Annotated in this window: 10 protein-coding genes; 2 read left to right on the top strand and 8 right to left on the bottom strand. The window is 42.2% G+C overall.

Translation table 11 applies throughout. From position 1 onward, the window contains the following. Positions 1–14: 14 nt before the first annotated feature. The 3 genes from LVD16_RS08155 to LVD16_RS08145 are packed head-to-tail and all read right to left on the bottom strand — an operon-like array spanning position 15 to position 5747. Positions 15–1190, bottom strand: coding sequence for a glycoside hydrolase family 88 protein (locus tag LVD16_RS08155; protein ID WP_233773435.1), 1176 nt, complete (start codon positions 1188–1190; stop codon positions 15–17). Continuing rightward, on the bottom strand, positions 1190–2740 hold the full coding sequence (locus LVD16_RS08150; protein WP_233773434.1) for a RagB/SusD family nutrient uptake outer membrane protein: 1551 nt from the start codon (positions 2738–2740) through the stop codon (positions 1190–1192). Before LVD16_RS08150 ends, LVD16_RS08155 begins: the two co-directional genes overlap by 1 nt. 25 nt (positions 2741–2765) lie before the next feature. Beyond that, positions 2766–5747 carry a SusC/RagA family TonB-linked outer membrane protein gene (locus tag LVD16_RS08145; RefSeq protein WP_233773433.1) on the bottom strand — a complete coding sequence of 994 codons (2982 nt, stop codon included), beginning with the start codon at positions 5745–5747 and terminating at the stop codon, positions 2766–2768. Positions 5748–6119: 372 nt separating this feature from the next. On the opposite strand from LVD16_RS08145, the gene LVD16_RS08140 reads away from it, so the two are divergent. After that, positions 6120–6941 carry a hypothetical protein gene (locus tag LVD16_RS08140; protein WP_233773432.1) on the top strand — a complete coding sequence of 274 codons (822 nt, stop codon included), beginning with the start codon at positions 6120–6122 and terminating at the stop codon, positions 6939–6941. Position 6942: 1 nt separating this feature from the next. Here the strand turns inward: LVD16_RS08140 and LVD16_RS08135 are convergent, their stop codons facing one another. The 5 genes from LVD16_RS08135 to LVD16_RS08115 form a co-directional block, all read right to left on the bottom strand. Then, complete coding sequence (locus LVD16_RS08135) at positions 6943–7113, bottom strand: hypothetical protein (protein WP_233773431.1); 171 nt, start codon at positions 7111–7113, stop codon at positions 6943–6945. 227 nt (positions 7114–7340) lie between these two features. After that, positions 7341–11441 (bottom strand): two-component regulator propeller domain-containing protein, encoded by a 4101-nt coding sequence (locus LVD16_RS08130; protein WP_233773430.1) that lies wholly within the window; start codon positions 11439–11441, stop codon positions 7341–7343. A gap of 10 nt (positions 11442–11451) precedes the next feature. After that, positions 11452–13092 (bottom strand): glycosyl hydrolase family 28-related protein, encoded by a 1641-nt coding sequence (locus tag LVD16_RS08125; protein WP_233773429.1) that lies wholly within the window; start codon positions 13090–13092, stop codon positions 11452–11454. Between the two features lie 89 nt (positions 13093–13181). Next, positions 13182–14375 carry a mannonate dehydratase gene (gene uxuA / locus LVD16_RS08120; protein ID WP_233773428.1) on the bottom strand — a complete coding sequence of 398 codons (1194 nt, stop codon included), beginning with the start codon at positions 14373–14375 and terminating at the stop codon, positions 13182–13184. 10 nt (positions 14376–14385) lie between these two features. Continuing rightward, entirely contained in the window at positions 14386–15234 is an 849-nt protein-coding gene (locus LVD16_RS08115; RefSeq protein WP_233773427.1) for an SDR family oxidoreductase, read from the bottom strand. A gap of 207 nt (positions 15235–15441) precedes the next feature. Here LVD16_RS08115 and LVD16_RS08110 point away from each other — a divergent pair, with 207 nt between their 5' ends. Beyond that, positions 15442–16092, top strand: coding sequence for an energy transducer TonB (locus LVD16_RS08110; RefSeq protein ID WP_233773426.1), 651 nt, complete (start codon positions 15442–15444; stop codon positions 16090–16092). The last annotated feature ends 44 nt before the right edge of the window (positions 16093–16136 follow it).

Below are 16136 nucleotides of genomic sequence, written 5' to 3'. Positions count from 1 at the left end.
TATTTATTTCCGTTCTACTTACTCCTGATGAGCGATTCCAAATAATAATAATCCGCATAGTTTATAGGCACGTCTATCTCACCATTTGCAGGCTTATTTCCCGTGCTGTGTGCTAGAATAAATGGAATTTCATCCTCTACATTTATTAAATATTCGTCTGATGACAAGGTTTCTATGATGCTTTGGGCATATGCCTTTTGCTTTTCATTATTACTAAAAGTGCATAATTCTAAAAGCGCCGAAGCTGTAATGGCGGCCGCAGATGCATCTCTTGGTGCGTTAGGAATGCTAGGATCATTATAATCCCAATAAGGCACATTATCCAACGGTATTTGAGGATTATTGATAATGTAAGATGCAATTTTATTGGCCTGATCCAAAAACTCCGGCTTATGAGTATAGCGGTAAGCCATGGTAAAGCCATAAAGCCCCCAGGCCTGTCCACGCGCCCATGAACTAGAATCGGCTAAGCCCTGGTGTGTCATCTTTTTGATTCCCTGACCCGTTTCAGGATTATAGTCTACCACATGAAAACTGCTATTATCAGCCCTGAAATGATTCTTCAAAGTAGTTTCCGCATGGGTTAAAGCGATAATATGAAAACTGCTGTCTCCTGTAAGCTTGGTAGCTTCAAATAGTAGCTCAAGGTTCATCATGTTATCAATAATGACCGGAAACTGCCACATATCTCTACCAAAATCCCATGAACGGATACAGCCAATTTCAGGATTAAATCTTCCTGCAAGCGTTTTGGCACTTTGAATGATCACCTCTTTGATATGCTCATTAGGTTCTGTTTTGTAAAGATTGCCAAAGCTGCAGTACACTTTAAAGCCCATATCATGAGTGGTAGTGTTGAATTGTTCTTTTTCAATAAAAGGAATCCATTGTTCTGCTTTTTCCAGATACTGGTGATCTCCCGTGAGTTGATAAGCAAAAAGCAGGCTTCCGGGGAAGAAGCCACTGGTCCAGTCCCCGGAAGACACTTTTTTCATTTTACCATTATCCATGCTGCGAGGAAAAGCGGTAGAGTCTACCGGATAGGCCATCATATATTCCAGCCTTTTATCGAGCTTGTCTTCAAAACTCAGCTCTTCATTTTGATCCGTTTCCTGCTTTTTCTCTGATGAGCAAGAGGCGATAACAGCGCCTGATATAACTAATAAAAAAAGGTTTAACCTAAGGTTCATTAATAGTCGTTTTGGTTAATATTTGGATTGATGTTGATATCACTTTGTGGCTTAGGCAATAGATAATCTATGGCCACATTAAAGTTTGGTTGTGGTTCAAGACCGCCAGCAGCAAATGCCTCCGTGCCCATGTCCCTACGCTTCAGGTCATACCATCTGCCAAATTCAAAAGCTAGCTCCAGGCGTCTTTCATCTATTACCAGATCTCTGAACTGCGCGTCTGTCATAGCTGCAGTGATGTCAGCCGGAAAATCTCTGTCATTAGCAGGGTCTGCGTCCAGCTCTCTTCTGGCTCTTTGCCTTACTTCATTCACATAGCCAACAGCCTCATCACTAACACCTTGCACCTCATTTAATGCTTCAGCAGCTATTAAAAGCACCTCAGCATATCTCATCACAATGTAGTTGTTATCAGAATCTCTACCATTTAAACCCGCCTTACCAAAGTATCTGAAATATTTAGCAATATGTGGCCTGGCTACTCCCCTCGAAGCTTTATCCCAATATTGATAGTTGGTGAGTGTATCACCCATCACCGCTACCGTATCGAAACTTACCGCCTTACGGTAATCTCTGCCATCCCAGGTATTATAAACTTCCATGCTGGGCACTGCCACACTCCAGCCTTCTCCTTGTGGGAACCTGTTGTCACCTCTTGGTCCGGTTACAGAAGCCAGGTAATCTCTGGTGTAGTTACCCGCTGCAGGATATTCATCATTACCATTAAAGTCTACGGCAAATAATATCTCCTGAGCATTCTCATCATTATCGATTACTGTAGCATCAAACAGGTTTTGGAACTCCGGCGTAAGGCCATAGCCAAACTTAGCTTTGTTATCAATTACATATTTAGCTTCATCGTAGGCATCTTCATATCGCTCCAGCGTAAGAAACACTGATGCCAGCATGCCCGCCGCTGATCCTTTGGAAGGTCTTGATCTTAGGCCCTGATCATCTGGCAACCACTGCTTGGCAAACTGAAGGTCTTCAATAATATGAACATACACCTCCTCAGCAGAAGATTCTTCATAAGTATAGGCCGAATTAGGATCTGTAAAAGGCATATCTACGTATGGTAGTGAGCCAAACAAACGCACAAACTGATAGTAAATAAATGCCCTTAAAAACATAGCCTCAGCCATAATCGGGTTGATTTCCTCCTCAGGAACATCCAGCTCTCGCGCACCAGCTATGGCGGTATTAAGCGCAGCAATGGCTTCGTAGCCTTTTGGCCAGAAAGCACCCACCATACCGTTTGCCGGGTCTACATTAAACTGATCTACATCTATTCTGGCCGCTGAGGTGGTAGGGTCGCCAATGGTACACATATCACCTCTGAGTAATAGGGCCAATGGTAGTTTTCTACCCCAGAACTCTTCAGAAGTAATACCGGCGTAGCCACCATTGATGGCCACCATAACATCATCAGGTGATTTGAAAAATCCTTCCGGGTTGAGCGAACCCACAGGCTTTTCATCCAGGTCTTCGCATGCTATGCTGAAGCAAAAGCAGAATATGCACAGTAATGGAATTATATATTGCTTTTTCATTTTTTCTAAATTTTAATGTTTTGAATTACAGCCCGATATTCAAACCGAAAGTGACTGATTTTACATTAGGGTAGCTACCGTAATCAATGCCTTTATTAATGGAGCTGCCTCTATAATTCACCTCAGGATCAAGTCCCGGGAAGTCTGTGAGCGTCCAGATGTTTTGGGCACTTACGTAAAGTCTAAGCGAGCGAAGGCTCACCTTTTGCAGCATTGCTGAAGGGAAAGTGTAACCCAGCATTATATTTTTCAGCCTTACATAGCTACCATCGTACACAAATCTTGACGAAGGTCTTTTGTTTCTGGTGCCAGCTTTGGGCACATCGGTATTGGTATTTTCAGGAGTCCATCGGTCCAGGGCTGCCGTAGTGGCATTATTCTGACCGGAAAGCACGTCTAGCTCCATTAGGGTGTAGCTCAGCATGTCATTACCTTGTGAGCCCTGGAAGAATATGTTTAAATCGAAATTCTTATAACTAAAGGTGTTATTGATAGACCAGATAAACTTAGGATTAGGGTCCCCAATGATGGTTCTATCATCAGCGTTAAGCTTAGAATCACCATTCACATCTACAAACTTCTCTCCTCCTACAGGGTCAGACTCAAAAGAACCTACTTCGTCATCGGCCTGATACACACCTGCATATTCGTATCCGAAGAACACGCCAACGGGCTGACCTTCAGTAAGTATTTGTGTAGCATCGTTAAGGATAAAATGGCCTGGCGATGAGTTTAAGTATTGAATGCTGTCAGGCAATTCCAACACCTTATTTCTATTCATGGAGATGTTAAAATCCGTATCCCAGGTAAAATATCCCACTATATTTTTAGAGCTGATGGTCAATTCCAAACCTTTATTCTCCACTGAACCTATGTTTTGCAGCTGAGTGCCCACACCCACGTAACTTGGCAGCTTTCTATCAAAAAGCAGATCATCAGTAACCATTCTGTAGTAATCTACTGTGGCATTTACACGGCCATTGATCAATCCTACATCCAGACCTATATCAAATTGCTTGGTAGACTCCCAGGTTAAATCACTGTTAGCCAGATTAGTAGGATGTAAAGCATTGATCTGTGCACCATCTCTACTGGCATAAACGCTACCTAAGCGGGCCAATGATTCGTAAGGTCCGATAGCCTGATTACCCGTAACACCATAACTCACACGCCATTTCCATGAGGTAACAGTTTCAAAGTTATCCATGAAAGACTCCTGCTTCATATCCCAGGCAAAGGCACCTGATGGGAAGAAAGCCCATTTGTTTTTAGCTGCGAAGTTTGAAGCACCATCATATCTGGCGGTGAAAGTGAACTTGTATTTATCTAATAATGAGTAGTTTGCCCTGGTGTAGTATGATTTGATCAACCTTTCTGATATACCCGATGACGGGATATTAGCCGTTGATCCCTGACCTAAAGACCAGAAGCCTACAGAGTTAGATATGAAGCCTTTAGAGCCCGCCTGCCAGTTTTCATTAGTATATTTCTGGAATGAATAACCCGTTACCCAAGTAATATGATGGGCCGAACCTATCTCTTTATCTACGGTAAAATAGTTTTCAGTTAAAACTGACGTATTTTTCCCTGAGTTGATATCTGCGGTACCGTTCTGAGATTCACCGCGCATGAGCGTGGTTGGGTAAAACTCACCGGTTCTATAATTATTCACGGAGATACCTAACGTAGTTTTGAAGCTTAACCAGTCTAAAATCTTCAGGTCTCCATAAGTGTTAAACCTGAAATAATCGGTTTTATTCTCTCTGTCATATTGCGTACCTAAAGCATAAGGGTTGTCAATCTGATCCCCTACTATTGATCTGGTAAACGAACCATCTTCTTTATAAATAGGCAAGTCTGGATTAAACCTAAAGGCCGATGAAACAATACCTGCGCTACCAGCACCGCCACTTCCCTCCTGGGTGCTTACACCTGCGGAAGTACTTCTTCTGCCATACATATTTAAACCAATGGACAAACGATCAGTGGCTTTTACATCTATGTTACTGTTTAATGAATATCTTTTGTAATCAGAGCCGATGATTACACCATCCTGATCGAAATAAGTACCTGATAAATAATACCTTACATTATCAGTTCCTCCGCTTAATGACAGCTGGTTATTAGAGATGAAACCTGTTCTGTAAATTTCATCCTGCCAGTCAGTATTGGCACCTCCGCCGGTGTAGCCAGGATTGATGTCTTGCATGTAATCTGTAAACTGATCACCGGTAAGCAGATCTAGCTGATTTAATACTTTTTGAGATGAATAAGAGGTATTGAAATCTATTTTCATCTGGCCACTTTTACCCTGCTTGGTAGATACCAGGATAACTCCATTAGCACCTCTGGAACCATAAATGGCTGTGGCTGAGGCATCTTTAAGCACTTCTATAGAGGCAATATCTTGTGGCGGTGGCATTTCAGCCCCCACAAATCCATCTACCACAATGATAGGATCACTGCTGGCATTGATAGAAGTACCTCCACGAATACGGATGTTATAGTTAGCCCCAGGCTCCCCACCGTTATTGGCTTGTATCTGCACCCCGGCAGCACGACCTTGCAAGGTACCTACTGCAGACAGTGAAGGAAAAGCTTCGATGTCCTTAGCCTTAACTGAGGATACGGAGCCGGTAAGATCGCTTTTCTTAACGGCTCCATAACCTACCACAACCACTTCAGAAAGAGATAGTAGATCGGATTCCAATTTAATTTCGATTGCACTTTGGTTTCCTACCTGCACCCTTTCCTGTTTAAACCCAATAAATGAAATGAGTAAATAATCTTCCGGTGCTGCCTGTACAGAGAACTTACCCCCCACATCTGTGGTAGTTCCTCTGCTGGTGCCTTCAATTACTATGTTCACTCCGGGTAGTGGAGAGCCATCTTCCGAAGAAGTAACAACCCCAGTCACAGTTCGTGCCTGGCCATAAGCAGCCACGCAGGAACAGACTAACCATACCATGGTTAGGATTTTTCTTTTTAGTAGTAATGCGTTCTTCATGTTATAAGGATTTAACTTAGATATATGATGACCAGCGTCATAAGCACTATGAATAGCCCTAATAGAAATTCTGGCCATGCTGATTTTAACTTCATGTTACAATGAGTTGATCAGCAACAATCTTAGTTATATCTGAGGTATGAAGAGTCCGGAAACGGGGGGGGAATCGTACAAAATTGGGGTTTAGGAGGGGTTATGGGGAAGATAATGGAGTTAAGTCATGTGATCTCACGAAGGACTACTGGCTATTGACCATGAGTTTGATTGAAAATGGTTAGATTGCTATTTATTGATGTAGCTTAAAAAATTTTCGAGCATAATAATCAGATATTATTGCACACAAGGTTTATGTATAAATTACTACCAATCATTTTGTTTATCTGTTCGACTTCTTTCGGTCAAGTTGTAGAAAGATCTAACTTCGACAGATTAGTGATCGTTGATGAGGAAAATATCAATTACAGCATTATTTACGGACGTATTTACAAATGTAATTTGAACGACTCAACTCATGCTCTTAAAATTTTTAGAGAATATAAAAGACCGGACTCATTAGGTGGATTCTACGAGGGACGAATACCTAATTTCTATAAGATAAACACTGAAATTCAAGACCTCGTAATTGACTCCATCGCCAGTAGCTATATTGACAGTCTCATCTATTTTATTAACAACCCAAAAGGAATAGGAAGCATCACTGAATATCTTGAAATGGACAGTGTATGGCATAATAATTATAAAAACCAACTAGCAGACAAATGGCTTTCCTCTAGTTTGGTTTCGGACTTTAATAGTTTACAAAAAGAATATGGACTTCTACTTCTTAAAAACAGGAAATTATTTAACTATTTACTTTTGAATACGCTTCTTAAAACCAATACTAGCGATTATTCAAACATGACACTTGCTTTTGAGAATTCTACTGACACATTAATATTTAGTACTTACGGGCAAAAGTTCTATCAAATTCCGTGGAAAAGTGACACCACCTATATAAATTATAATCCGCAGCTATCAGAATTAGTAGGCAAAATATTACCAAATGATCTGATAATCAATAAGCCTGAATTGACACCGAGTCGCGAAGAAGTAATTGATGCACTATTAATGTCATTAACAAGAAGCGCTGATATAAGGAAACGTAAAAGATTGAAACAAGCAATTGAGAGAGCAAAGAAGGGATGGTTATATTAATCTACTTCCCCAACCACTGATCAATTTCATTATCAGCAGTAGCAGCATCTATACCCAATCCGTGTTTAATTTGACTAAGTGCTAGCGCGATGGAGGCTTTTTGCTCATTATTAGTAAAATATAGATCAACGTAATTTCGTTTTTTTGAACGATGAGAATTTTGTTCATTCATGTCATTAAGTTAAAAACCTTAAAATTTGTATTAACATCAATATACCATAAAGTACCGCAATCCTTTTTAATGGTTTTTGTATTCTCTTTTCGTTGGGTTTTCCTTTGGCTGATCTGTAAATAATAAAAATGACAGTATAAAATACTACTGTCCCCACTATGGATATGAGCAAAAGCTGTGAATCTGTGAACATATCTCAAACTTACCAATCTTTTCTAACCGTACGATCAAACACTCACATGAAACTTAGCCGCATACTCCGATGGTGTCACCCCGTGATATTTCTGGAAGGTTTTGCTGAAGTACTTGGGGTTTTTGTAGCCCACCTGATAGCATACTTGTGCTATGCTGATCTTGTTCTGTTCCAGCAGCTGGGTGGCGCGTTTCATGCGCATGGAGAGGATAAATTCATTGGGCGTAAGGTTGGTCCATGCTTTTATTTTGGTGAATAACATGGTTCGGCTCACCCCCAGTTCGGTGCAAAACATGCTGATATCAAACAGCTCGTTGCTGATGTTATCATTTACAATTTGGATGGCCTGCTTCAGCAATTCCTCATCTATAGAAGATATGGTAATTTCTGAAGGCGTTATGCCCTGATCGCTTTTGAACTTGCTCTTGAGGTGATCTACTACTCGCAGCAGATTGGTAACTCGCAGTTGAAGTTCCTTCACATTAAAAGGCTTGTTGATGTAAGCATCAGCACCGGATTCCAGACCTTCAAATTTAAAGATCAAGGAGGTTCTGGCGGTGAGCAGAATAAATGGAATGTGGCTGGTTTTCAGGTCGCTTTTAATTTCAGAGCAAAATTCAATACCATCCATTTCGGGCATCATCACATCGCTAATGATCAGATCAGGATCATGGGTATGAGCTACCTGCAAGCCTTCTTTACCATTGCCTGCCTCCAAAATATTATATTCGCCTTTGAGCAACTCAATGATAAACTGCCTCACCCGGTCATTGTCCTCCACTACCAGAATGGTTTTCTGGTTTTCTTTTTTCACCAAGCTCTCTTCATCAATGGACAAAGGCGTGTTGGATAATTTTTCTAGTTGCGTAGTATAATTAGAAAGGTCCTCGCTGTCCTTAAAGTTTTTAATGATCTGATCCTCAGATAAATGCTTATTTCCCAAAGGCAAAATCACCACGAACTCACTTCCTTCACCAGGTTTACTTTTTACCTGAACTTCGCCTTTGTGCAGATCAACAATTCCTTTTGCCAGGGCCAAACCGATACCAGTGCCCTGCTTGTAAGGTTGTTTAGAATCACTTTGCACCTGATAGAACCGATCAAATATTTTCAACAGCTCCTCTTCTTTAATTCCGGCACCGCTGTCAGCCACGGAAATCTCTACATGATCATCGGTCTTTTTTAGTGACACCTTTATATTTCCACCTTCGGAAGTATATTTAAAGGCATTTGAAATGAGATTGTAAAACACCCTTTCCAGCTTGTCTCTATCATACCACGCTCTTATTTCTTCATCGCTGGCCTCAAATTCATATTGATAGTCGCCATTTTTAGCATAAGGCTTAAAGGATACAAAGATCTCACGGGCAAACTTCACGATGTTTCCTTCGGCGGCCTCCAGATTGGTTTGCTTGTTTTCCAGCTTCCTGAAATCCATCAGCTGGTTAATTAATTTCAAAAGCTGGTTAGCATTTTGCTGAATCACTACCAGCTGCTTAAAAACACGATTGCTACCTTTATATTCCTGAAGAATCTGCTGTAGTGGCCCTAATATCAGTGTTAATGGTGTTCTAAACTCATGCGAAATATTGGTAAAAAACTGCAGCTTCATCTGGTTCATTTTCTCCTGCTGTTCCTTAGCCTGATATTCAAGTTCCAGGTCATGCTGCAGCCTGGCTCTGGATTGAATAATATTAAAAAGCAGGTAAAGCGCCACGCAGATGAGCACACCATAAATCAAAAATGCCCACCATGACCTCCATGGAGCAGGCGTAATCACCACCTGCAGTGAGGTAACGCTGTCACTCCATTGGCCGTCATTATTGGCACCTTTTACTTCAAAAACATAATTGCCTGAGTTCTGGATGATGAAGTTTGCGCTGGTGGCCGTGGTGTAGGTCCATTCATCTTCCAGGCCTTTCATGCGATATGCAAACAGATTCTTTTCTGGGTTAATATAACTGGGCAGTGCAAAATCAATGGTGAAATTAGCCTGATTATAAGCCAGTTCCACCTCTTTGGTCATGGCCATATTGCTGGTGAGAATCCCCGTGGTATCGCCCGGCATAATGTCCTGATTATAAATTTCAAGGCCGGTGAGCACTACATGAGGTGTAAAATCATTGCTTTCCATAGCTCCAGGGGTGAAATAACTCACGCCATCAGGCCCACCAAAGTAAACCTGACCTGAACTGCTTTTTAATGCGGCATTGTTATTAAACTCATTGGAAACCAGACCGTCAGACTCTTCAAATAATTTACGGCCACCAGTTTCAGGATTAAACCTCATGATGCCATTGTTGGAGCTGATCCAAAAATTACCATTCGAATCTTCTATAATCGCATGGATGGTGTTGCTGGTATTTTCATACCCGTGAAATAGGTTTACTGTCGCAAAACCTTTTCCTTCCATATGATGAAGGCCAGTTTCCTTATTACCAACCCAGATACCTTGTTTTGTATCTTCAAAAATGGTGAGCACATCTTCACCAGAGCGGCTTTCTTCATTATAAAAGAAGTGCTTGAAATGATACTCCCCAGCCTCAATCTGCTCACTAGTAACCATATTCAGACCATTGGGCGTACCGAGCCAGAGGTTCTTTTTCGAGTCAATGAACATGCACCGGATCTGATCATCCGTAAGGCCACTGTTGGCACTGTTTACATATTTCAATTGAGCAGTTTGCTTACTATACACATTCAGCCCTCCGCCAAACGTGCTCACAAAGATCAGGTCATCATTATAAGGCATGGCTCCATAGACGCTGCTATTGCTGAGGCCATTGGCTTCGGCATAGTTGCCTGTAATGTGGCCTTTTTTAATATCAAAAATGCTCAGGCCGGCATTGAAAGCGCCAATCCAAAGTTCATCAGAGACATGGTTAATGTATAGCGACTTAATGTTATTACTGGCCAGGTCTGAATTACTGGAAGTGATATATGAAAAAGTGCCATTCTCCTTATTCTTAATGCTCACACCGCCACCTTCAGTACCGAAATAAAGATGATCTTCATCTTCTACAATTGAGCTCACCACATTGTATTTAAGCCCCTCACCATTAGGCAGTTGCTTCAAAACATTAAAATTAAAATTGCCTTTATCCCACATATTGATACCGCCATAGTAAGCACCCACCCACACAGAGCCGTTGCTACTTTTATAAAGGGCCTTTATGGTATTCTTCGAAAGACTTTGAGGCAAAAGTGGATCATGATAAGCATGGGTAATACTGTTTTTCTCATGATCATAGACGCTAACGCCATTGTAAGTCCCGATCCACAACCTGCCGGTATTATCAACTTCCAAAGCACGAACGTCATTGTTAATAATGTTCAATGGATCAGTATCGGTAGTGAAGTGCTTTATGGAATCGTTTTCTGGATTCAATAAAAATAAACCATTGTATTTGGTGCCAATACAAATATTCCCGGTCTTGTCTTCAATAATGTTTTGGATATACACATCAGACAACAAACCACCGTAGCGCTTAAACTTAAATTCATTATCCTTCCGGCTGATCAGTTTATTCAAACCATGTGCGGATCCCACCCAAACATTGCCTTTACTATCTTTAAACACCTCCATAATGTGGCTATCGGAAAGGCTGGCGGAGTTATCGTTTTCACTGAAAAGTCTGATGATATTGCCAGTTTCGGTATTCATGATATTGAGCCCCACGCTGGCCCCAATCCAGACTTCCTTTTCATTCATCACTTCCACTGACCAAATCGTATTTCTGGAAAGGCTATTGGTATCATTCGGATCTGAGAGAAAGCGCTTGAAGGTCTCTGTTTTAGCATCATAGAGGTTAAGCCCGTCATAAGTGGCTACCCAGATATTGCCCTGAGTGTCCACGGTGAGATCAACTATATCATTACTACTGAGGGAGTTATCATTATGAGGATCGTTGCGGTAAACAGTGAATTTATTGCCATCGTATTTATTCAGACCATCACGGGTACCAAACCACATCAGTCCGTTTTTATCCTGGCAAATGGCCATCACAGAACTTTGCGATAAGCCATTGGCCGTGGTAAGATGCTCAAAGCTGATGGCCTGCTCCTGAGCCAAAGACTTCAGCCCAGCGAAGCAGAACACTATTAACAATATATGTAAACCCCTCAATCTACTCATACATGATCTGTTATTTGCGCTTTCGTTTTTCCAGTTGATATTGATATAGAGATAAAATTTCAGGCTGCTTATTAGTCAGCTCTATATAAGCATCCGGTCCGTATTCAATCTTCACCGGCAGGTCAGCATGAATGCCCACCAGCCTGGCATAAGAACCATCGTCCATGCCATTGAGCAACACCGCATCCTGACTATCATGGCCATTTTTAAAATGTAAATTGATATTCCAGAAGGTGCTGTAAGCTCCGTGAGAAGGCTTCCAATAGCCGGCACCACCTCCCTTAAATAATGGATAGCTTCTTTTGCTGCCCAAATCCACGTCCATAACAATATCATCAAACAGGTTTTGGTGGTTAGCGCCTGCATGCTGGTCTAATACCGGGGCCGTAAAAACCTCACAATGGGTATAAACATTTTTTGTAGCCAGGGTATTGAAACTGAGCGCATGCCTCACCTCATTGTAAACCTTTAAATGATCTACCAGAACATTGTGTACTCCTCCAATGTAAACAGAATAATGCGCTATTTTATCGCCACTGGTAGTAATATTACTGATGGTGAGACTGGCCGATTCTTCGGTAAGAATGCCACTATCTGCATTTTTAATCACCACATCATTTACCCAGCCATCAAATAAACGAGTGAGATAAATGGCGTTATATCCTTCTTCCACATGGTGCGCAATATTTGGTGCCATGGGAAATTTAAATTGTAAATGTTGCACCCCCACATGCTCCAGATGCTTCCAGGCGGTAATTTGTGGTGCCCATTCTTTATTTATGTCCAGCAAAAGTGGGCCGCTGAACTCAATGGTATTACCTTTAATATTTACTATTCTAAGCTGCTGCTTTACGAGCGGCTCGTCAGGATACTCCCAATGGTGTGAGCCTATTTTCACCTCTTCTCTTTTATAAAGCTGGTCTAATAAAGCCCCTTTTTCTCCACCTTTATTGAACCATTCCACCTGCACCACATCTCCTTTTTTGAGTTCAGAAGCATCATCAACAGTAGCCGTTAATGCTCCCATTTTGCCTGACTCCAAATGCGCTAAAACAGTGGCCTTTAGATTATATTCAGGCAGGTAGGTTTTAATTCTTTCACCCGGCGCATACGTCCAGATCATACCTCCAGACCAGGCATACTGGCTAAAGGGAAGATCAATGTTATTTTGTGGTTCTTTCTGTCTTTTGTCGAGCTTCACTAAATATTCCCTCAGCTCTTTTAAAGGCTCAGGATCAGCCATATAGCTCATCGGCCGAGGACAGTAGATGACAGTTCCATCATCACCACTGCCGTCACCAGTAAGCACAATATTGCTTCGGGTGATGAATAACACCTCACTTAAAATAAACTCACCGGCAGGAAAAATCACCTCTACAGGGCCTTCTACTTCATGCGCTTTGGCCATGGCTTTTTGAATTGCTTTGGTATCATCCAAATTATCATTTGGTTTCGCTCCAAAATCTTCAATATGCAACTGAGTAGGTTTATCCAGCTGAAAATCTGTGGTAAGGCCACTTTCATAACCAGCGTACGAAAAATCTGGCAGGTAATTCTCCTTCGCTACTTTTTTATCGGCTAAAATAGCTGGCTGTTGCCCCAGGACAATGGTAGTCCAGGTGCACAAAATCAAAATGTAGAAATACTTCATGATAGTCTTTTTTTGATCAGCATTCTACGCAAGCCTTCACAATATCTCCTGCCAAATTCATTCATATTAGGGTGCTCAATCGTACAGCCTTATAAAATATCACCCAAAGCCTTCCGGATACCCAATTCCAGACCTCTTAACTCTGCCAGACCTCTTAATCTCCCGATAGCGGAATAACCAGGATTTGTTTTTTTATCCAGATCATCCAGCATCTGATGACCATGATCAGGTCTCATAGGCATGCGTGCATCTTTTCGGCCAGCAGCCACACGTCTGTTTTGCTCATTCACCAGGGCCTTCATCACACCATACATATCTACATCACCATCCAGATGGTCAGCCTCATGGAAGTTGCCAAATTCATCTCTTCGTGTGCTCCTTAAATGGATAAAATGAATACGACTGCCCAGCCTTTCTACCATACCAGAAAGGTCATTATCCGGCCTCACACCATAAGATCCGGTACAAAAACAAAGGCCATTGTTAGGACTATCCACTGCCTTGAGCAATTGCAGGGCATCCGATTCGGTACTCACCACCCTGGGCAGCCCCAAAATAGGAAAAGGAGGATCATCCGGGTGAATAGCCATGAGCACGCCAGCCTCCTCAGCCGCAGGAATTATAGCTTCCAGAAAAGCATACAGATGATCTCTCAACTGCTGATCTCCAATCTCGCTATAGGCATCAAGTACTTTTTGAAACTGGTTAAGCGTATAGCCCTCTTCAGCACCTGGCAGACCAGCAATGATGTTGTTCACCAGTCTTTCTTTATCCTCATCACTGAACTGATCAAACACCTTTTTAGCATTTTTCTGCTGGCTTTCAGGATACACTTGCTCCGCTCCGGGGCGCTTGAGCAGGTATAACTCAAAAGCAGCAAACTCAGCGGCATCAAAGCGAAGAGCATTGGAACCATCCTCCATTTGATAAGCCAGATCAGTACGTGTCCAGTCCAGCACGGGCATGAAATTATAGCAGACCGTATCAATACCACAGGCCCCTAGATTTTTAATGGATTGCTTATAGTTTTCAATATAAATGGCAAAGTTTCCCGTTCTCTTTTTGATGTCTTCATGCACAGGAATGCTCTCCACCACCGACCAGGAAAGGCCTGCAGCTTCCACCTCTGCTTTTCTCTTTTGTATCTCCTCCAGGCTCCATACTTCGCCATTAGGAATATGATGCAATGCCGTAACCACGCCCGTGGCTCCAGCCATTTTTATATGTGACAATGGCACAGGATCCTTCGGCCCGTACCATCTCCAGGTTTGTTCTAAACTCATTATTCTTTACTTAAACTCCACTAAAAGCACTAAATCCACCATCTATAGGGATTACTACCCCCGTAACAAAGGCCGAGGCGTTGCTGCACAACCATAGCAGCGTACCGTTCAGGTCTTCCGGCTCTCCAAAGCGCCCCATCGGAGTATGTTCTATAATTGTGTTCCCTCTTGAAGTAAGACTACCATCTGCGTCAGTCAGCAGGCTTCTGTTTTGATCCGTAAGGAAAAAACCAGGTGCCAATGCGTTAACCCTAATGCCAACTTTGGAAAAATGGACCGCCAGCCACTGTGTGAAATTACTTACCGCAGCTTTAGCACCGCTGTAGGCGGGAATTTTGGTCAACGGCCTAAAAGCATTCATGGATGAAATATTGATAATGCTACACCCCTCACGGCCGACCATTTCTTTAGCAAATACCTGCGTGGGCAGCAATGTGCCAATAAAATTAAGATTAAACACAAACTGAATACCATCAGGATCAAGATCAAAAAAGGTCTTGATGGCTTCTGCACTTTTCAGGTCATCAGCCAGCAGATGAGTATTGGAAGTAGTGCCTTTGGGGTGGTTTCCACCGGCTCCGTTGATCAGGATATCACAAATGCCTAGTTTATCTTCCACGGTTTTTCTGGCCGCCTGCAAGCTCTCCAGGTTAAGCACGTTGGCCTCTACTCCTATGGCAGTGCCGCCCTCATTGGTGATCTCACTGGCCACAGCTTCCGCATTTTCCAGCCGAAGATCCAGTATAGCTACTTTTACGTTTTGCTTCGCTAAGGCGTTGGCCAATGTACCACAAAGGACGCCTCCGCCCCCGGTGATCACCGCTACCTTGCCTTTCAGCTCATCAAAAATTGGATTCATGGTTATTAGATTTTAATGCAATATACAATTTATTTCTGTGTATAAAATACACAGTTAATATTTTTATGGGTCTTGATTATCCATCCGATGGCTTCAAGCCATCGGATGGATTTAGTTTGTTAGGTCCGATATCAGCCATCGGATCGATAATACACAAACCTTGTGACTTTCCGCTAATTGACGCTTATGTAGTAAACCTCTCTACTTATGGCGGACATTAAAAACATCCAGCTTGCCTTCCCTTGCGACCAGACCAGGGGAAATATGAGCATAAAAGATCAGCAGTTACATTGTAAACAATGCAATCATCGGGTACATGATTTCACCAATAGCTCATCCGAAGAGCTGGAAAATACTCTTAAAAAAGCGGGGAAACCTGTTTGTGGTATTTTTAAAACCACCCAGCTCAGCAGAGATTTTATGAAGTATGCCTCATTATCACTGATCACAACAGCCTCTATTTTTTCTGCATCCTGCGCTCAGGAAAATGAACTTCCTGAACCTGAATTCTTTGAAATAATTGAAGAAGAGGCACCACCTGAAGAGATATTCGGAATGATGGTAGAATCGATGCCCGAGCCTGTAGGAGGTTTTTCCAAATTTTATGAAGCCATTGCCAAATCAATCACTCTGCCTAAACACTTAAAAGACATTCCATCCAGAGTATTTGTAAGTTTTGTAGTAAGCCCTGAAGGCAAAATGACGCAAATAGAAATAGCCAAAGGTGGATCTGAAGAGCTGAATCAGGTGATTCTCAAAGCATTTAAAGCGCTGGACTACCGATTTAAACCCGGAGAGCAGAGGGGAGTGAAAGTGGCTACGAGGATGTTGGTGCCGGTGTTGTTGGAGGTGAGGTAATTTACCCCTACGCATAGACCTTTAAAAGTGACTCCAAGAGAGAT

Origin of the sequence: Fulvivirga ligni, from assembly GCF_021389935.1 — a bacterium.
Lineage (GTDB): Bacteria > Bacteroidota > Bacteroidia > Cytophagales > Cyclobacteriaceae > Fulvivirga > Fulvivirga ligni.
The sequence above is the reverse complement of the archived record's forward strand: the minus strand, read 5'-3'. Positions and strand labels throughout refer to the sequence as shown.

Bases quoted from the DNA above. Each gene is read 5' to 3' on its own strand.
- LVD16_RS08155 (WP_233773435.1), bottom strand. From the start codon at position 1,190: ATGAACCTTAGGTTAAACCTTTTTTTATTAGTTATATCAGGCGCTGTT.
- LVD16_RS08150 (WP_233773434.1), bottom strand. From the start codon at position 2,740: ATGAAAAAGCAATATATAATTCCATTACTGTGCATATTCTGCTTTTGC.
- LVD16_RS08145 (WP_233773433.1), bottom strand. From the start codon at position 5,747: ATGAAGAACGCATTACTACTAAAAAGAAAAATCCTAACCATGGTATGG.
- LVD16_RS08135 (WP_233773431.1), bottom strand. From the start codon at position 7,113: ATGAATGAACAAAATTCTCATCGTTCAAAAAAACGAAATTACGTTGAT.
- LVD16_RS08130 (WP_233773430.1), bottom strand. From the start codon at position 11,441: ATGAGTAGATTGAGGGGTTTACATATATTGTTAATAGTGTTCTGCTTC.
- LVD16_RS08125 (WP_233773429.1), bottom strand. From the start codon at position 13,092: ATGAAGTATTTCTACATTTTGATTTTGTGCACCTGGACTACCATTGTC.
- uxuA (WP_233773428.1), bottom strand. From the start codon at position 14,375: ATGAGTTTAGAACAAACCTGGAGATGGTACGGGCCGAAGGATCCTGTG.
- LVD16_RS08115 (WP_233773427.1), bottom strand. From the start codon at position 15,234: ATGAATCCAATTTTTGATGAGCTGAAAGGCAAGGTAGCGGTGATCACC.
- LVD16_RS08110 (WP_233773426.1), top strand. From the start codon at position 15,442: ATGGCGGACATTAAAAACATCCAGCTTGCCTTCCCTTGCGACCAGACC.